Here is a 17581-nt window from a genome sequence, read left to right on the forward strand (position 1 = left end):
TTACTTGTTCGCCTGATCCGGTGCCTGCGGCTGCTGGCGGATCCAGAGGTCGGCGTACTTCACAAAGGTGGAGTGGGCCGACAGGATGGCCAGCAGGAGCCCCTGCTTGCCGTCGAGGAAGCCGGCCTTGAGCAGGTACATCTTGAGGAAGCAACCCAGCGCGTGCACCAGCCCCTGGCCGAGGGAGCCCTTCTTGCCGCGGGCGGTGCGCTGATCGGCCCAGGCGCGGGCATAGCCGGCGGATTTGACCAGGTAGTGCTCCAGATCCCGATAGGTGAAGTGGAGCAGGTCGCCGTGCAGGTTGACGATCTTCATGTTGGCGCGCACCTCCACCTTCTCGTGCACCAGCACCTCGTTGTAGCTGGTGAGCGCCTTGGGATAGAGGCGCAGCACCCGGTCCGGGTACCAGCCGCTGTGGCGGATGAAGCGGCCGAACACCCAGGAGAGGCGCGGGATCGAGTAGATGGTGTCGCTGGCCGGGTTGGCCATGACGGCGGCGATGGCGGCTTTCAGCTCGGGGGTGAGCCGCTCGTCCGCATCCAGCCACAGCACCCAGTCGGATTGCACGTGGGACTGGGCGAGCCGGCGCTGGCGGCCGAAGCCCGGCCACACCGGGTTGACGAAGAAGCGGGCGCCGAATTCGGCGGCGATGGCCGGGGTCTCGTCCTGGCTGCCGGAGTCCATGATGACGATCTCGTCGACCAGTCCGTCGAGGGAGGCGAGGCAGGGGCGCAGGTTTTCGGCTTCATTCTTGACGATAAGGACAGCCGCCAGAGTCGGTTTGTTCACGGATTAAAGGCTCTTGTTGGCGCCCGACTGGCGGGCCATGCTCAAATTGGCGCCCATTCTAGCCTAAAACGGCAGGCGGAGCATGGTTCCGGCGGCGGGATACGTGTCGGTTTCAAATGGGTTGTTTTTTGGCGCCAGGATGCATGGCAGCGGGATCTTCTGTTATTTCTCGGGCCATTCTTCGGGCATAATCTCGGCCAGCAACGATTAACCGCAGGGCGTGGCCCTGGAGAAGTGCGAGATGAAAATATTGGTGATCGGCCCCTCCTGGGTCGGCGACATGGTGATGTCCCAGAGCCTCTACAAGGCGATCAAGGCCAACCACCCAGACAGCGAGCTGCACGTGATGGCGCCCGCCTGGTGTGGTGCCCTGCTGGAGCGGATGCCGGAGGTGGACAAGGCCATCCCGATGCCGCTTGGCCACGGCGACTTCAAGCTGGGAGCCCGCCGTCGGCTCGGCAAGCAGCTGGCGGCCGAAAAGTACGATCAGGCCATCATCCAGCCCAACTCCATGAAGTCGGCGCTGATCCCCTGGTTTGCCCGCATCCCGGTGCGCACCGGCTGGAAAGGCGAGCACCGCTTTGGCCTGCTCAACGACATGCGCAGCAACAAGTCCGCCTTTCCGCTGATGGTGGAGGCCTACCTGGCACTGGCCTATCCCAAGGCGCAGATGAAGAGCCGGGCCGACATCCCGACCATCCCCCAGCCGGCCCTCAACGTCGATCTCGTCAACCAGGAGAAGGCGCTGGCGCGGCTCGGGCTGGATCGCGCCCGCCCGGTGCTGGTGCTCTGCCCGGGGGCCGAGTTCGGCCCGGCCAAGCGCTGGCCGGAGGGCCACTACGCCGTGGTGGCACAAAAGCACCTCGACGAGGGCTGGCAGGTGTGGATCTTCGGCTCCGGCAAGGACGCGGCGGTGGCCAACACCATCCGCGATCGGATCAATCCGCTGTCGCGCCCCAACTGCCACGTGCTGGCGGGCAAGACCAGCCTGTACGAGGCGATCGACCTGATGGCGCTGGCCGGACGGGTGATCGCCAACGACTCCGGCCTGATGCACGTCGCCGCCGCCCTCAACCGGCCGCTGATCGGGGTCTATGGCTCCACCTCGCCGCTCTACACCCCGCCGCTGGCGGACCGGGTCGAGATCGTCCACACCGACATCGAGTGCCGCCCCTGCTTCAAGCGCACCTGCAAGTTCGGTCACCTCAAGTGCCTGATCGAGCTGATGCCGGAGCAGGTCATCGAGGCCGGCCGCCGGCTGGAGTGCAGCGAGACGCCGGCCCCGCCGCTGGCGCCCGGCGAACCGCCCCGTTTTGTCGCCGAGCCGGGCAAGCGCGGGGAGCAGCACTAGCATGGGCTATCGGCTGCTCTACAACCTGCTGATCCACCTGGGGTTGCCGCTGGCGTTGCTGGCGCTCTACAAGCCGAAGAGGGGCAAACCGGGTTTTGGCAAGCGCTGGGCCGAGCACCTGGGGCTAACGCCCGCCACCGGGCAGGAGGCGCCGCTCTGGATCCATGCGGTGAGCGTGGGGGAGACGCTGGCCATCAGCCCCCTCATCCGCGCCCTCAAGGCCGAGCGGCCCGATCTGCCGGTCTTGCTCACCACCACCACCCGTACCGGCGCCGAGCAGGCCGCCAGGCTGGGGGATCTGGTGGAGCACCGCTACGCGCCGCTCGACTACCCCTGGGCGGTGGCTGCGTTCCTCAAGGCCGTCAAACCGCGCGCGCTCTGGGTGATGGAAACCGAACTGTGGCCGAACTGGCTGGCCGCCTGCGAGGCGCGCCACCTGCCGGTGACCATCATCAATGCCCGCCTCTCGGAGCGATCCTGCCGGCGTTACGCCCGTTTTCAGGGCGCCTTCGATGCCCTCAGCCGGCCGCTGACCCACCTGCTCTGCCAGCACCAGGACGATGCGGATCGCTTCCATCGGCTGGGGTTGGGGCGCGAGCGGCTGGCGGTGACCGGCTCCATCAAGTTCGACATCCAGCTTGATGAGCAGGTGCAGGCCAAGGGCCGCGCCCTGCGCCAGCTGCTGGGGACGGATCGGCCGGTCTGGATCGCCGCCAGCACCCATCAGGGGGAAGATGAGCAGGTGCTGGCCGCCTTCGATCGGGTGCTTGCGGCGCAGCCGTCGGCCCTGCTGATCCTGGTGCCGCGCCACCCCGAGCGGTTCGAGCGGGTGGCGGCGCTGTGCACCCCCTACGGCTGCGTGCGGCGCACGGCGGGCAGTGTGGTGGGCGAGCGCGACAAGGTTTACCTGGGGGATACCATGGGCGAGCTGCCGCTGATGCTGGCGGCGGCCGATGTGGCCTTCGTCGGCGGCAGCCTGGTCAAGGTGGGCGGCCACAACCTGCTGGAGCCTGCTGCGCTCGGCAAACCCTGCCTGAGCGGCCCCGCCTACTTCAACTTCAGCGACATCACCCGCCAGCTGGTGGCCCAGGGTGGCGCCGCCGTGGTGGCCGATGCCGCCGAGCTGGGGGAGCAGGTGAGCAGTCTGCTGGCCGACGAGAGCCGGCGCCGGGAGATGGGCGAGCAGGCCCGCGCCGTGGTGCTGCGCAACCAGGGAGCGCTGGCGCGCACCCTGTCTCACTGCCTCGCCAGCCTGGAGAACGACTGAGTTGGGAGTGGTGGGCATAAAAAAACGGAGCGCTTCGCGCTCCGTTTTGCATTTCAGAGACCGGCTCAGCGCATGATAAGGCCAAGCAGGATCCCCACCACACCGAAGTCGGCATCGCTGAAGGTGGTGTTGGCAAAGCCGAGATCCCCCAGCACCGGCAGCAGGAACACCGGCAGGAAGGTGATCAGCAGGCCATTGGCGAAGGCCCCGAGGATGGCACCGCGACGGCCGCCGGTGGCATTGCCGAACACCCCGGCCGCCGCGCCGACGAAGAAGTGCGGCACCACGCCCGGAATGATGACGGTGAGCCCCAGCAGATAGAGCAGCACCATGCCCACCAGCCCGGCGGCAAAGCTCGACAGGAAGCCGATCAGTACCGCATTGGGGGCGTAGGGGAAGACGATGGGGCAGTCCAGCGCCGGCTTGGCGTTGGGCACCAGCTTGTCGGAGATCCCCTTGAAGGCCGGCACGATTTCGGCGATGACCATCCGTACCCCCTGCAGGATCACGTAGACCCCGGCGGCGAAGGTGATGGACTGCATCAGGGAGAACATGAACCAGTGCTTGCCCTTGGCGACTTCCGAGACGTAATCCGCACCGGCAAACAGAGAGGTGATAAGGAAGATGATGCCCATGGTGAAGGAGATGGCCACCGGGGTATCGCGCAGGAACAGCAGGCTCTTGGGCACCTGCACCTCTTCGCTGCTGTGGGCCTTGTTGCCGAACTTGGCGCCGATCCAGCCGGCCAGCACGTAGGAGCAGGTGGAGAAGTGGCCGAGTGCCACGTCATCGGAGCCGGTGATCTGCTTCATGTAGGGGTGGGCGAGGGCCGGGAACAGCACCATGGTCACGCCGACCACCAAGCTGCCCACCGCGATGAGCGGGATACCGCTCATGCCGCCGGCGGAGAGGATGGCCGCCACCATCATGGACATGAACAGGGTGTGGTGACCGGTCAGGAAGATGAATTTCCACGGGGTGAGCCGGGCGATCAGGATGTTCACCAGCATGGCGAAGAACATGATCATCGCCATCTCCTTGCCGAACGACTGCTGGGCGATGGAGACGATGGCCTCGTTGTTGGGTACCACCCCCTTGATGCCGAAGGCATGCTGGAAGATGGTGGCGAAGTCGCCCAGCGAGTTCACCACCAGGGTGGCGCCGGCCCCCAGGATGACGAAGCCCATGATGGTCTTGACCGTGCCCTTGATGCACTCGGTCACCGGTTTCTTCTGGGCGATCAGGCCGATGAGGGCGATCAGGCCAACCAGCACGGCCGGCTCCGACAGCACGTCAAACATCAGAAAATTGAAAAATTCCATGGTCAGCTCCAAGCAGATGGAAGCGGCGGCTCACCGGCCGCCCAGACAGTCGCAAAGGGGTTAGAGTGCGCCCAGCTCACGCAGGGCGATGGCGAGTTTTTCTTTCATGGCGGTCTTGTCGACCATGTTGTCCAGGGATACCAGCCGGCCGTCGACCCCCATGCTGACCAGCTGTTCGGCGATGTCGCGGGTGGCGACAAAGATCTCGGCGCTCTCGCTGCCGGCGGAGGCGAGATCCCGGTGATCCACCTCGGCCGTCACGGCCAGCTCCTTGAGAATGCTCTTGATGCTCATCTCCATCATCAGGCTGGTGCCCAGGCCGTGTCCGCATACAACCAGAATCTTCATGTTCTCTTCCTCTGTCGGGCGCAGGGCGCCACTCAATAACGCGCCAGGATGCGCAGGATGTCGTCTTTGCTGGTGGCCGCCATGATGGCCGCCACGTCTTCTTCATTCATGAACAGCTCGGCCAGCTGGGCGATGGTCTCCACGTGGGAGTTGCTGTCGCTGGCGGCCAGGGTTACCAGCAGCCGGACCGGGTCGTTGCCCTCGGAGCCGAAGTTGACCCCCTCCTTCAGCACGGTCAGCGCCAGTCCCAGCCGGTTGACGCCGTCTTCCGGGCGGGCGTGAGGCATGGCCAGGCCCGGGCCCAGCACGTAGTAGGGGCCGAGCTCCTCGTGGGAGCGATAGAGCGCCGCCACATAGGAGGGCTCGATGGTGCCGTTGGCCAGCAGGGGGGCGGTGGCCAGCTCGATGGCGTGACGCCAGTCGCGGGCGCCCGCTTCGATGGAAATGACCTCCTCGGTCAGCAATTGGGTCAGCATGGCAGTGTCCGGGCTGGATAAGATGGCGCCAATCTAGCGATCTTGCCGGCTGATAACTGTGAGCCTGATCGCGAAAGTTAGCGCTACCAGATAGCGCTAACATCGATCTGTGATAGCGCTATCATTTCTCTCACAGAAGGGATTCATCCTGCCCCTTGTCGGCCTCAAAGGGGGTAAAATCCGGTTTGAGCAAATAGTCAGTGCCCCGCTTTTGCCTTAAAGTGAGCACCCGTATGCCGAGGAAGGGAAAGGATGTCAGAAGCGAAGAAACGCCGTAGCACGGGTCGGGTGACCCTCAACGATGTGGCCCAGCTGGCCGGCGTGGGGGCCATGACGGTGTCGCGCGCCCTGCGTACCCCAGAGCTGGTATCCGACAAGATGCGCGAGCGCATCGAGGCGGCGGTGGATGAACTCGGCTATATCCCCAACCGGGCGGCGGGGGCGCTGGCATCCGCCACCTCCCAGACCATAGTGGTGATCGTGCCCAGCCTGACCGACTGCGGCTGCGGCGAGGTGATCGCCGGGCTGCAGCAGAGCCTGCGCCGGGAGGGTTACCAGATCATGCTGGGGGATGCCCAGCACCTGAAACAGCAGGAAGAGAGCCTGCTGACCAGCTTTCTGCAGCACAATCCGGCGGCCGTGGTGCTGTTTGGCAGCGATCCCGGCGAGACCATCCGCCAGCGGCTGAAGGCGGCTCGCCTGCCGGTGGTGGAGGTGGGGGCCATGGCCCGCAGCCCCATCGACATGAACGTCGGGGTCTCCAACTTCGATGCCGGCTATCAGCTGACCCGCCACCTCATCGAGCGCGGCTACCGCAACATCGGCTTTCTCTGCGCCCGCCAGGAGCAGTGGATGCTGCAGCAGCGCATGCAGGGCTGGCAGAAGGCACTACTGGACAACTACCTCTCCCCCGACGCCATCATCAACACCTCGGAGCGACCCAGCTTCAGCACCGGGGCGGCCATGCTGGGGGAGTTCCTGCTGCGCTGGCCCGAGCTGGATGCGCTGGTCTGCGTCAACGACGAGCTGGCGGCCGGGGTACTGTTCGAATGCCAGCGTCGCCACCTGAATGTGCCGGGCAAGCTCGCCATCGCCGGTTTCGACGATCTGGACGTGGCGCGCGCCTGCTACCCGGCCCTCACCTCGGTCCGCATCCCCTATCAGCGGATGGGGCAGGAGGCAGCCGATCTCATCTTGCGTCAGCTGGCCGGTGAACCCGTCATGGGCTCGGCGCTGACCCTCGACTTCCAGCTGCAGAAGCGGCAAAGCAGCTGACCCTTTTCACACTCATCAAAGAGGCAACCATGTTCAAGGCTCTGTTACTGGAAAACCAAGAAGGCAAGACGGTACCGACCCTCACCCGGCTGGGCGAGAGCCAGCTGCCGGAAGGCGAAGTGCGGGTGGCGGTGAGTTACAGCTCCATCAACTACAAGGACGGGCTGGCCATCACCGGCAAGGGCAAGATAGTGCGCCAGTGGCCGCTGGTGCCCGGCATCGACTTCGCCGGTACCGTGCTCGAGTCTGCCGATGAGCGTTATCAGCCGGGCGACAAAGTAGTGTTGACCGGCTGGGGTGTGGGGGAAGGGCACTGGGGCGGCATGGCCGAACAGGCGCGGGTCAAGGCCGACTGGCTGGTGCCGCTGCCGGCCGGGCTGGATGAGCGCCAGGCCATGTGCATCGGCACCGCCGGCCTGACCGCCATGCTCTGCGTGCTGGCGCTGGAAGAGGCGGGAGTGACCCCGCAGAGCGGCGAGATCCTGGTGACCGGCGCCGCCGGCGGGGTGGGCTCCACTGCGGTCGCACTGCTGGCCGCGCTGGGGTATCAGGTGGCGGCGCTGACCGGTCGTCCCGAGGAGCAGGGCGAGATGCTGACCGCGCTCGGTGCCAGCCGCATCGTGCCGCGCAGCGAGCTGCTGGAGCCTGCCAAGCCGCTCGAGAAGCAGCTGTGGGCCGGGGCGATCGACAGTGTCGGCAGTCAGGTGCTGGCCAAGCTGCTGGCCCAGATGAACTACGGCGGCGCCGTGGCGGCCTGCGGTCTGGCGGGCGGTTTCGATCTGCCCACCAGCGTGATGCCTTTCATCCTGCGCAACGTGCGGTTGCAAGGGGTCGACTCGGTGATGTGCCCGCTGGCACGTCGCCAGCTGGCCTGGCTGCGACTGGCCCGGGATCTGCCCGCCAGCTTCTTCGCGCAGGCGGTGACCGAGATTGGACTGGAGCAGGTGGTGGAGGCCGCCGAGGCCATCACCCAGGGCAAGATTGCTGGCCGCACCCTGGTCAAACTTTGAACTCCCGCTGACTGGCGAGCCCCATTTTTCTGGATAGACTTTGAGTGCGGGTGCACTATCCAAGGAGAATGAGCATGGGTGGACACAAGCCGGATTACGACCTCGACGACGAGTGGGAACCGGAATCCTGGGAGGACGAGCTGGATGAATGGGAAGACGAGAGCTGGCAGGACGATGACCCTCTCGACGACCAGTAATCCGCGTATTGAATACACAGGCGGGCCTCGGGCCCGCCTGTTTTTTTGGGCGGCTCACAGGAATGGGGACGGGCACTTGGAGGCCGGCGGCGGGCTGGCTAGAATGAACTGCCCAAACGACACTCAAGGATGATTATGCGACTCTCGGTGATAGTGTTTGCCGCCCTGCTTGGGGGCTGTGCCTCCCACTCGGATGATCCGTGCGAGAAGGTATGGAGCGAGGTGGGGGAGGCGGATGGCAAGCTGGGCCTCACCGCCGAGCGGGTCGAGTTCCATCAGGCCCAGTGCGGCGAGAAGGTGAATGCCGAGCTGTGGAAACAGGGACACCAGAAAGGGCTGGCCTGGTACTGCCGACCGGAACATCTCTATCTGGCGGGCCGTTCCGGCGAGGAGTACCGCGGGGTCTGCCCCAACGACGTCCAGGCACGCCGGCTGTTCGAGCAGGGGCGCCAGGGCTGGACCGATCAATAGCCGGTCAGGCTTCTTTCTCTTTCAACCGCAGCGGCTGACACAGATAGCTCTTGTCGTTGGCGCTGCGGGCACACTTGCCGCAGACGAACTTGGGTTTGCGCACGATTTTGCGCAGGGTCTTGAGATCGGCCGGGATCTCGCTGCGACGCCATTCACACAGGGTCTTGTTGCCCATTCCGACTACCTCGACAACTCAGTGGGCCCTAGTGTAATCAATTTTCATTTCTAAAACAGCGAGCGGGCCCAGATGATCGCATGGCCCGCTCGTGATGAGGGGACCTTACTGATAGAGGAATTTGGTGAAGATGAGCTCGCGTATCGCCTTCTTGCCGCTCTCTTTCACCAGCAGCTCGTTGGCCCGGGTCTCGCACTCCTTGCGCAGGTCTTCACGGCTGACCAGGGACTTGATCTGATCGGCGGTCTTGCTGCCCATCAGGCGGATGATGGCGTCGCGGATCAGGGGGTCATGCTGCTCCAGCAGCTTGAGGTCGGCCTCGTTCTCGGCCATCAGCTCCACCGTCACCCGGACGTAGCCGAGGGTTTTACCGTCGCTCAGGTAGTTGGTGATGATGTCGGGATCCAGCAGGTGGTAGAGGAATCCCGGCTTGGCCGCCGCCGCTTCTCCTTCTGCGGGTGCTTCCCCCCCTTCGGAGGCATAGGCCTGGAGTGCACCGCAGCTCAGCAACAACACCAGCAGAAATTTGAATAGCTTCATATGGATGGCTCATCAGCAAGAGATACCCCATTTTTGATGTTGCCATCGGGGCCGTCAAGCACGGATGTTCTTACAATTCTCGATTGATTTACGGATAATAAACCGGATTTTAACCTGATAACGGAAATCTCCGGATGGTGAAGCTGTGAAGTCCGAGTTGACTGTTCCCCTTGTCCGGCTGGAGCCCTGGCGGACTCCCGCGCAGTGCGAGCCGCCCGAGGCCTTGCTGCCCTGGTTGCTGGAGGCGGACTCCATGACCCGGCGCCTGCGCCGCCACAATCACCACTTTTCGGTGCAACTGCTCGGCAACCGCAGCGTCCCCCTCGATGCCGACGAGCAGCAGCTGGTGGCCGCCGATCACCCGGCAGGTCTGTGCCGCGAGGTGATCCTGCACGGTGATCGGGGGCCGGCCCTGCTGGGCTGGACCCTGTTCGCCGAGGCCGCCTTGCCTGACAGCGGCTTGCGCGAGCTGGGCGAGCAGCCTCTGGGTGAGCGTATCTTCGGTGACGAGCCTGCCCGGCGCGATCACCTGCAACTGGCCTGTTTCGAGATTGCGAGCAATCCCTGGTGCCCGGCCGGCATCGTGTGGGGACGCCGTTCCCGTCTGTTTCTGGGGCAATGGCCACTGCTGGTCCATGAACTCTTCTTGCCCTCTCTGTCATGCAACAAGGAGCTGGAGTGAATCTGTTAACCAAGGAGCGGGGACTGGCCTACGTGCAGTTGGCTCGCATCGACAAGCCCATCGGTACCCTGCTGCTGCTGTGGCCGACCCTGTGGGCGCTCTGGCTGGCGGCCGATGGCCTGCCGGATCTCTGGACCCTGCTGGTGTTCGTGGTGGGGGTGTTTCTGATGCGCTCCGCCGGTTGCGTCATCAATGACTATGCGGATCGCAACTTCGACGGTCACGTGAAGCGTACCGCCGGCCGACCGCTGCCCATGGGCAAGGTCAAGCCACGGGAGGTACTGGCGCTGTTCGCCGTGCTGGCGCTCATCTCGTTCGCCCTGGTGCTGACCATGAACCCGCTCACCATAGGCCTGTCGTTTGCGGCCCTGCTGCTGGCGGTCTGCTACCCCTTTATGAAGCGCTACATCCAGATCCCCCAGCTGGTGCTCGGCATGGCCTTCTCCTGGTCCATTCCCATGGCCTACGCGGCCCAGGCCAACGCCCTGCCGGCCGTGGCCTGGCTGGTGTTTCTCGCCAACCTGCTGTGGACCATCGCCTACGACACCGAGTACGCCATGGTGGACCGGGACGACGACCTCAAGCTCGGTCTCAAGTCGAGTGCCATCCTGTTCGGCCGCCACGACAAGCGGATCATCGGCGCGCTTCAGCTGCTGACCCTGCTGATCCTGCTGCTGGTGGGCCAGCTGAGCGAGCTGGGATCCAGCTACTACTGGTCGCTGCTGGCGGCGGCGGCGCTGTTCGTCTATCAGCAGCGGCTGATCCGGGAGCGGGCGCGGGAAGGATGCTTCCAGGCGTTCCTCAACAACAACTACGTGGGGGCGCTGATCTTCGCCGGGGTGGTGATCAGCTACCTGTGAACTCGTTTTCCCCAATGAAAAAGGCCGCGACATGCGGCCTTTTTCATTGGTGTGTACCTGCTCAGGTCCGGTTGCCCGCCTGAATGGTACGGCGGATCTTGGTGCTGAGCAGTGGCACTATGTTGTCGGCCAGCGCCTGGAAGCGGCCTAGATCCGGCTTGCAGCCCGGATCCAGATAGCCTTCGCTGCGCAGGGTGTGGATCAGGGTGCTGAACAGCTTCTGGTCGAAGAACTCGGGGGCGTTGATGCCGTGCAGGGTGCCGAGGCGCTCCGCCATCATCAGGCCGTCCGCTTCCAGCTGCTCCGCCTCGATACGGGGCTGGGCCAGCACCCGGGTCAGCACGATGGCGTAGCGCTGCAGGGTCTCCTGGATGCTCTCGGCCAGGAGCAACAGGCGGGTCTGGTTGACCGGATTGACCCAGAAGCCGCCGTCGCGGGCCTCGATCAGCTGCTGGCGCTGCAGTTCGGCCAGCAGGGCATCGATCAGCTCTGGCAGCTCATCCTCTTCGTAGCGCAGGAACAGCTCGGTCTTGAGCAGCGGGTAGATGTCGATGCAGCGGGCGACGATCTCGCTGCGGGAGATCCCCTCGCAACGCTCGATCAGGGCCGCCACCAGCGAGGGCATGGCGAACAGGTGCAGTATGTTGTTGCGGTAGTAGGTCAGCAGGATCGCCTGATAGCGGTCCAGGCTGATGATCTGCCCCAGCTTGTCCTCGCTCACCTCGAACTTGTTGAGCTCCATCGCCTGATCCAGCAGGGTCTTGGCATCCTCGGCCGGCATGGTGCTGTGCGGGCTGTAGGGCACCTGCTTGAGCAGGTCCAGATAGGTGTTGAGCTGGGCCTGCAGTTCGTCGCGGGTGAGGGCATGGCGTTCGGCGGCCAGCAGCGCCAGCGCGCTCAGGGTCAGGCCGTTGACGGCGGCGGCGCCGTTGATACGGGTCATCAGCAGCTCGGCCAGCTGGTTGACGGTGCCCGCCATCCACTCGGGGCGCTCCTCCTCGCCGATGTGCTCCTTCCAGGTCGGCACGTGTTCGTTGAGGTAGCTGTTGAGGGTCAGCGGCTCGCCGAAGTTGACGAAGCCGCGGCCGTAGTTGCGCAGCTTGCGCAGGATGCCGAGCACCTGCAGGAAGCTCTCCTTCTCCTTGCGGCTGCCCTTGAGCTCGTTGTGGTAGGTGTTCACCTCCATCACGTGCTCATAACCCAGGTAGACGGGGACGAAGGTGAGCGGCCGATCGAGCCCGCGCATCATGGCCTGCAGGGTCATAGCCAGCATGCCGGTCTTGGGTGGCAGCAGGCGACCGGTACGCGAACGACCGCCCTCGGTGAAGAACTCCACCGAGTAGCCCTTGGCAAACAGCAGGTTCAGGTATTCCCGGAATACCGTGCTGTAGAGCGGGTTGCCCTTGAAGGTGCGGCGGATGAAGAAGGCGCCGCCGTGGCGGAAGATCGGGCCCGCCGGCCAGAAGTTGAGGTTGATGCCGGCCGCGATGTGGGGCGGCACCATGCCCTGGTGATAGATGACGTAGGAGAGCAGCAGGTAGTCCATGTGGCTTCGATGGCAGGGCACGTAGACGATCTCGTGACCCTCCTGGGCTAGCTGGCGCACCTTCTCGGCGCCGTTGACCGACAGGCCGCGATAGAGCTTGTTCCACAGCCAGCCGAGGAAGCTCTCGCCGAGGCGGATCAACCGGTAGGAGAAGTTGGAGGCGATCTCGTCCATGTAGCCGTGAGCCCGTTTCTGGGCTTTATCGAGGCTGATCCCCTCGCGCTGGGCCTCCTCCTCGATGGCCTGCTGGATCACGCCAGAGTCGAGCAGTTGCTTGAACAGCAGGTTGCGGTTGGGCAGCTTGGGCCCGGTGGCGGCCAGCTGCTGGCGGCTGAAGTGGGTGCGAGCCACCCGCGCCAGCTTGTGGGCGATGGCCTCGTCGGTGCCGTGCTTGTCCGCCATGTAGCGCAGGGAGAGCGGCGGAGAGAAGCGCACCAGGTTCTCGCGTCCTTTCAGGATCACGATCAGCGCCTTCTTCAGGCGGTTCGGTGCCAGGCTGCTGATGATGTTCCAGCCGGAGGCCTCCTCGCCTTCCCGACCCGGGGCACGGCCCCAGAACAGGGTGACGGGCACCACCTGGATGTCCAGCGCCGGATCCTGCTTGTGCAAATCCAGCAACTGGTGGAACTCCTGCAGGAAGGGGAGCGGCTTGCTGCGCTTGCCGAACAGGGGAGGCGGACGATCAAGACAGACATAGCGCGGCAGCAGCTGGCCGTTCAGCTCCAGCGGCGTGAAGGGGCCGGGCAGACCGAGATCCTCGCAGCACTGCTGCAGGGTCATCAGGTCGGTGATCGAGCTGGTCTTCAGGGCATAGACGATGGGTCTGGCCGGATCCAGCTTGAGTTCCGTGATGGGGTTTTCCGGCAGGCTCTTGTGATTGACCAAGCCGCTGACCGGCCATTGCAAGATGGCTCTGGAAATCTTCTGTCCAAGGGACATGTGCGTCTGCTCTCCAAAAAAATGCGGCGTGAGCATAGCAAATCACCGACTGCTTGTCGCCGAGAGGTACGATGAGTCGGCTGCGCGGGATCAAAACCATGGCAAATGAAATGAACAGAGGGGCGCGACAAATGTCAGCTGCGGCTTGCCTTGGCCACTGCACTGTATATACTGCCAGTGTGCTGTATAAAAAGACAGGTGCCCATGCTATGAAACCCCTTACTCCCCGCCAGGCCGAAGTGCTGGAGTTGATCAAGGCGAACATGAACGAGACCGGCATGCCGCCGACTCGCGCCGAGATTGCCCAGAAGCTTGGTTTCAAGTCGGCCAACGCGGCCGAGGAACATCTGAAGGCCCTGGCCAAAAAGGGGGTCATCGAGATCATGCCGGGCACGTCCCGCGGCATCCGCCTGCTGCTTGAAGAGGAAGAGCAGCTGGAAGAGAGCGGTCTGCCGCTGATCGGCAAGGTGGCTGCCGGCGAGCCCATCCTGGCCCAGGAACACATCGAGAGCCACTACCAGGTGGATCCCGCCCTGTTCCACCCGCGGGCAGACTTCCTGCTGCGGGTGCAGGGCATGAGCATGAAGAACATCGGCATTCTGGATGGCGACCTGCTGGCGGTGCACAAGACCCAGGATGTACGCAACGGTCAGGTGGTGGTGGCGCGGCTCGACGAAGATGTCACCGTCAAACGCTTCCAGCGCAAGGGCAGCCAGGTGTGGCTGCTGCCGGAGAATGAAGAGCTCTCCCCCATCGAGGTGGATCTCGCCAGCCAGCACCTTACCATCGAGGGGCTGGCGGTCGGCGTCATTCGCAACGCCGACTGGATGTAATCCGTGCCAACAGGGCCTCCCATGGGAGGCCCTGTTGTTTCTGCGCTCCTTTCCCCGTGATTTCAATCAGATCCTGATACCCGGCACTTTTGTCTGCGGGCGCTCGCCGCAGGCGATTCATTTCAGATATATCATTTGGTAAGGCTGGCTCACTGGCGTGAGCCGCCCCCCGATGCTCGGCAAGACGCGCAGCTTCGCGTCGCTGGTGGCAGGAACCCCGAGGGCAGCAGGGAATAACAAGCGCTTCGCGCCCGGTGCAGGCAGCATGTGTGCCTCGTCCGGGGGCAGAGGCGTCAGCGGGATAGAAGGGAGAGTGGCCAGCAGGGCGCCGGCAGTCGGCACAACAGCGGCACACTCGCGCAGTCGACACGCGGCAGTCATCGGGTCGCCCCTTGCGGTGGTGGACGGTGCCGGTCGACGTGACCTGTTGATCAAGGAGGACAGGTATGGCTTCAAGCTCGCCATGGGATCCGGGTCTGGCATCGCCCGTTTCTTCCATCACCCGTTTCATCAAGGGTAACCGGATGACCCGTTTCTACGCGCTCTGGGTGCACCACAAGGGCGCCTGCTGGACCATCTGGCTGGGGTGCCCGAAGGACAAGATTGTCCGCCTGGTGCGCCTGTTTCACAGCCATCACGAGCAGGGGTTGGCTGATGATCTCTGGACCGCCCCTGTCATCCCGCTGCGCGCCTCGAGCCGCCGCCTGCACGAGCGGCGCCGACAACAACCCTGACCCCGTTAACAGCCCCACCTCCCGGTGGGGCTGTCGTTTTGGGCGATCCGGCGTCGCTTTGCAGACCCTGGCGTCATCTTCTGACCAAAGTTGGCCAGCGAACGGGCAACCGTGACAAGGGAGTGACCGGCCCGGTGCTCACTGGGTTACAATAACCCTTTCATTCTGGCCCGGCTGGCGGGCGTGTCGACGTAAAGGGTTTGTTTTTTATGGTGAAACCACGTTACCCCTTGCTGTTTCTGCTGCTGGTCGGGGGCATGATGGGCGGTTTTTACTGGAGCCAGCCCTCCCTGCCCGAGCACGCCGACTACTACCCGGCGGGGCGGGACATCAATCCGTTTGCCTTCACCGATCAGGATGGCCAGCCCTTCGTGCCGGCCAGCCTGACCGGCCACTGGACCTTCCTGTTCGTCGGCTACACCTTCTGCCCCGACATCTGCCCGACCACCCTGGCGGATCTGCGTTCCGTCTATCCCGAGCTGAAAAAAATAGCTCCGAGCAGCCAGGTGGTGTTCATCTCGGCGGATCCGCAGCGGGACGACGTGGCCCGCCTCAAGACCTATACCGCCTTCTTCAACCCGGAGTTCAAGGCGGCGACCGGCCCTCACGACAAGCTGTTTCCCTTCGTGCGCAATCTGGGGCTCATCTACTCCATCGCCGATCAGGGGGAGAAGGATTACCTGATTGACCACTCCGCCTCCATCGTGCTGATCAATCCGGCCGGCAAACTGGAAGCCGTGTTTCGCCCCCGTCTGAGCGAGGACGGGGTGCCCAGGGTGGTGATGGCGAGCATGGTGTCGGACTTTGCCAGGATAGTGCGGCTGGATGGCGAATAGTGATGAGCAACGGACATCCTCCGGCATGCTGACCCCCGTCTGGTGGCGAGACGGGCGCCGCCATCGCGCCGTGTTTGCCCTCGCCCTGCCCATGGTCTTCTCCAATGTCACCACTCCGCTGCTGGGGCTGGTGGATACCTGGGTGATCGGTCATCTCGGCCAGGCCTGGTTCCTCGGCGGCGTGTCGGTCGGCGCCACCCTCATCAACCTGCTGTTCTGGCTGCTCGGCTTCCTGCGGATGTCCACCACCGGCCTGACCGCCCAGGCCCATGGCGCGAGCAGCCCGGCCGGCCAGCTCGATACCCTGGCCAGGGCGCTGGGGCTCGCCATCGCACTGGGGCTGGCGTTGTTGCTGCTGTTGCTGCCGTTGCTCCCCACCCTCATCGCCCTCAGCGGCGGCTCCACCGAGGTGCAGCACTATGCCGCCGAGTACGTCTCGGTACGGATCTGGAGCGCCCCGGCGGCGCTCTGCAACCTGGTGATCATGGGCTGGTTGCTGGGCATGCAGGATGCGCGCAGCCCCATGCTGCTGCTGATCTTCACCAACCTGGTCAACATGGGGCTCGATGCCTGGTTCGTGCTGGGGCTGGGCTGGCAGGTGAAGGGGGTGGCTGGCGCTTCGCTGTTGGCGGACTACAGCGCGCTCGGATTGGGACTCTGGCTGGTGAGCCGTCACCTGAGCCGGCTGGCGCCGACGGCATGGCAGGGAGCCTGGCAGCGCTGGTGCCAGTGGCCCGCGTTGCTGCGACTGCTGGCCCTGAACCGGGACATCTTCATCCGCTCCCTCTGCCTGCAGCTCTGTTTCGCCTTCATGACCCTGCAGGGGGCCAGGCTGGGAGACGTGGCGGTGGCCGCCAATGCGGTGCTGCTCAACTTCCTGATGCTCATCTCCTACGGGCTGGACGGCTTCGCCTATGCGGTGGAGGCCATGGTGGGCCGCGCCATCGGGCGGCGGGATCGGCAGGGACTGCGGGAGGCCATCGGCCTCAACCTCGGCTGGGCGCTGCTGATTGCGCTGGGCTTCAGCCTGCTGTTTGCTGTGGAGGGCAGCCAGCTGATCGCACACATCACCGATCTGCCGGCGGTGATCGCCGCGGCCAACGCGCAGCTGCCCTGGCTTATCGCCATGCCGTTGCTGGCGGTCTGGTGTTTCCTGCTGGACGGGGTCTTCATCGGGGCGACCCGGGCCCGGGAGATGCGCAACAGCATGCTGGTGGCGGCCCTCGGCGGTTTCTTCCCGGTCTGGTGGCTCTGTCAGGGCTGGGGCGTGGCGGCCTTGTGGGCCGCGATGGCGGCCCTGATGGCGGGGCGGGGACTGACGCTGGGCTGGCTCTGCTGGCAGCTGGAGCGCGATGGTCGGCTGCTCCACTCACCCCATGGGGCGGGGGAGGCGCAGCAGGCCTCCTCCTGAGCCCGCTATCTAGCCAGGCTGATCCGGTTCAGACCTGCAGCGAGCCCGGGTAGCCCAGCTGGCGCCAGCTTTCGTAGACGAATACCGCCACCGCGTTGGAGAGATTCATGCTGCGACTCTGGGGCAGCATGGGAATGCGCAGCCGCTGCTCGAACGGCAGGCTCTCGATGATCTCGATGGGCAGGCCGCGGCTCTCGGGCCCGAACAACAGGGCGTCCCCGGCGGCAAACTGCACTGCCGAATGGGCGGTGCGCCCCTTGGTGGTACAGGCAAATACCCGCGTCGGCGCTACCGCCGCCAGGAAGGCCTCGAAGTTCGGCCAGCGCTTCACCTCGGCGAACTCGTGATAGTCGAGCCCCGCCCGTTTCACCCGCTTGTCATCCCACTCGAACCCCAGCGGCTCTATCAGGTGCAGCCGATAGCCGGTGTTGGCGCAGAGGCGGATGATGTTGCCGGTGTTGGGCGGAATTTCCGGTTGGTAGAGCACGATGTCGAGCATGACGGCGTCCTAATGGGGCG

20 protein-coding genes are annotated in these 17581 nt (G+C 64.6%); 12 read left to right on the plus strand and 8 right to left on the minus strand.

The features are described from left to right. A complete protein-coding gene (locus PG897_RS21130) occupies nt 1–789 on the minus strand; it encodes a glycosyltransferase family 2 protein (protein WP_117405897.1) in 789 nt (262 codons plus the stop codon). Nucleotides 790–1030: 241 nt separating this feature from the next. On the opposite strand from PG897_RS21130, the gene waaF reads away from it, so the two are divergent. Both waaF and waaA read left to right on the plus strand, forming a co-directional pair. Beyond that, the gene (gene waaF / locus PG897_RS21135; RefSeq protein WP_017766506.1) at nt 1031–2140 is read left to right on the plus strand and encodes a lipopolysaccharide heptosyltransferase II; all 1110 of its coding nucleotides are present in this window, start codon (nt 1031–1033) and stop codon (nt 2138–2140) included. A 1-nt stretch (nt 2141) separates the two neighbouring features. Continuing rightward, the gene (gene waaA, locus PG897_RS21140) at nt 2142–3407 is read left to right on the plus strand and encodes a lipid IV(A) 3-deoxy-D-manno-octulosonic acid transferase (protein ID WP_201882708.1); all 1266 of its coding nucleotides are present in this window, start codon (nt 2142–2144) and stop codon (nt 3405–3407) included. Between the two features lie 65 nt (nt 3408–3472). Here the strand turns inward: waaA and PG897_RS21145 are convergent, their stop codons facing one another. From PG897_RS21145 to PG897_RS21155, 3 genes are read right to left on the minus strand one after another with little or no spacing between them, the layout of a single operon-like run. Further along, the gene (locus PG897_RS21145) at nt 3473–4729 is read right to left on the minus strand and encodes a PTS ascorbate transporter subunit IIC (RefSeq protein ID WP_201882709.1); all 1257 of its coding nucleotides are present in this window, start codon (nt 4727–4729) and stop codon (nt 3473–3475) included. Between the two features lie 60 nt (nt 4730–4789). Next, a complete protein-coding gene (locus PG897_RS21150; protein WP_201882710.1) occupies nt 4790–5077 on the minus strand; it encodes a PTS sugar transporter subunit IIB in 288 nt (95 codons plus the stop codon). A 32-nt stretch (nt 5078–5109) separates the two neighbouring features. Further along, on the minus strand, nt 5110–5553 hold the full coding sequence (locus PG897_RS21155; protein WP_005307534.1) for a PTS sugar transporter subunit IIA: 444 nt from the start codon (nt 5551–5553) through the stop codon (nt 5110–5112). A 252-nt stretch (nt 5554–5805) separates the two neighbouring features. On the opposite strand from PG897_RS21155, the gene PG897_RS21160 reads away from it, so the two are divergent. From PG897_RS21160 to PG897_RS21175, 4 genes are all read left to right on the plus strand, one after another. Next, nucleotides 5806–6828 carry a LacI family DNA-binding transcriptional regulator gene (locus PG897_RS21160; RefSeq protein ID WP_017766511.1) on the plus strand — a complete coding sequence of 341 codons (1023 nt, stop codon included), beginning with the start codon at nt 5806–5808 and terminating at the stop codon, nt 6826–6828. A 29-nt stretch (nt 6829–6857) separates the two neighbouring features. After that, nucleotides 6858–7838 (plus strand): acrylyl-CoA reductase (NADPH), encoded by a 981-nt coding sequence (gene acuI / locus PG897_RS21165; RefSeq protein ID WP_099359909.1) that lies wholly within the window; start codon nt 6858–6860, stop codon nt 7836–7838. Between the two features lie 74 nt (nt 7839–7912). Beyond that, complete coding sequence (locus PG897_RS21170) at nt 7913–8035, plus strand: hypothetical protein (RefSeq protein ID WP_005307545.1); 123 nt, start codon at nt 7913–7915, stop codon at nt 8033–8035. Between the two features lie 135 nt (nt 8036–8170). Further along, nucleotides 8171–8506, plus strand: coding sequence for a DUF2799 domain-containing protein (locus PG897_RS21175; RefSeq protein WP_005307548.1), 336 nt, complete (start codon nt 8171–8173; stop codon nt 8504–8506). Between the two features lie 4 nt (nt 8507–8510). Here the strand turns inward: PG897_RS21175 and PG897_RS21180 are convergent, their stop codons facing one another. Beyond that, a complete protein-coding gene (locus PG897_RS21180) occupies nt 8511–8681 on the minus strand; it encodes a hypothetical protein (RefSeq protein WP_005307551.1) in 171 nt (56 codons plus the stop codon). A gap of 105 nt (nt 8682–8786) precedes the next feature. Then, nucleotides 8787–9221: a flagellar basal body-associated FliL family protein gene (locus PG897_RS21185; protein WP_005307553.1), complete on the minus strand. Its 435-nt coding sequence runs from the start codon at nt 9219–9221 to the stop codon at nt 8787–8789. Nucleotides 9222–9366: 145 nt separating this feature from the next. Here PG897_RS21185 and PG897_RS21190 point away from each other — a divergent pair, with 145 nt between their 5' ends. Together PG897_RS21190 and ubiA are read left to right on the plus strand one after the other, a co-directional pair. Then, nucleotides 9367–9903: a chorismate--pyruvate lyase family protein gene (locus tag PG897_RS21190; protein ID WP_005307556.1), complete on the plus strand. Its 537-nt coding sequence runs from the start codon at nt 9367–9369 to the stop codon at nt 9901–9903. Further along, nucleotides 9900–10763 carry a 4-hydroxybenzoate octaprenyltransferase gene (gene ubiA, locus PG897_RS21195; RefSeq protein WP_017780823.1) on the plus strand — a complete coding sequence of 288 codons (864 nt, stop codon included), beginning with the start codon at nt 9900–9902 and terminating at the stop codon, nt 10761–10763. The genes PG897_RS21190 and ubiA overlap by 4 nt, the downstream gene beginning before the upstream one ends. Before the next feature lie 61 nt (nt 10764–10824). Here the strand turns inward: ubiA and plsB are convergent, their stop codons facing one another. Then, nucleotides 10825–13248, minus strand: a complete 2424-nt coding sequence (plsB, locus tag PG897_RS21200; protein ID WP_017766517.1) for a glycerol-3-phosphate 1-O-acyltransferase PlsB — start codon at nt 13246–13248, stop codon at nt 10825–10827. Nucleotides 13249–13457: 209 nt separating this feature from the next. Between plsB and lexA the strand changes: the two genes are divergently transcribed. The 4 genes from lexA to dinF all read left to right on the plus strand — a co-directional run bounded on the left by lexA (nt 13458) and on the right by dinF (nt 17062). After that, nucleotides 13458–14081: a transcriptional repressor LexA gene (lexA, locus tag PG897_RS21205; RefSeq protein WP_201882719.1), complete on the plus strand. Its 624-nt coding sequence runs from the start codon at nt 13458–13460 to the stop codon at nt 14079–14081. Nucleotides 14082–14527: 446 nt separating this feature from the next. After that, a complete protein-coding gene (locus PG897_RS21210; protein ID WP_005307567.1) occupies nt 14528–14815 on the plus strand; it encodes a hypothetical protein in 288 nt (95 codons plus the stop codon). A 209-nt stretch (nt 14816–15024) separates the two neighbouring features. After that, nucleotides 15025–15651 (plus strand): SCO family protein, encoded by a 627-nt coding sequence (locus tag PG897_RS21215; RefSeq protein ID WP_005307570.1) that lies wholly within the window; start codon nt 15025–15027, stop codon nt 15649–15651. Next, entirely contained in the window at nt 15641–17062 is a 1422-nt protein-coding gene (dinF, locus tag PG897_RS21220) for an MATE family efflux transporter DinF (protein WP_201882720.1), read from the plus strand. The genes PG897_RS21215 and dinF overlap by 11 nt, the downstream gene beginning before the upstream one ends. A gap of 28 nt (nt 17063–17090) precedes the next feature. On the opposite strand, the gene trmL is transcribed toward dinF, so the two are convergent. Then, nucleotides 17091–17561, minus strand: a complete 471-nt coding sequence (trmL, locus tag PG897_RS21225) for a tRNA (uridine(34)/cytosine(34)/5-carboxymethylaminomethyluridine(34)-2'-O)-methyltransferase TrmL (protein ID WP_026141165.1) — start codon at nt 17559–17561, stop codon at nt 17091–17093. Nucleotides 17562–17581 lie beyond the last annotated feature (20 nt).

The organism is Aeromonas sp. QDB20 (assembly GCF_027707805.1).
Classification (GTDB): domain Bacteria; phylum Pseudomonadota; class Gammaproteobacteria; order Enterobacterales; family Aeromonadaceae; genus Aeromonas; species Aeromonas dhakensis.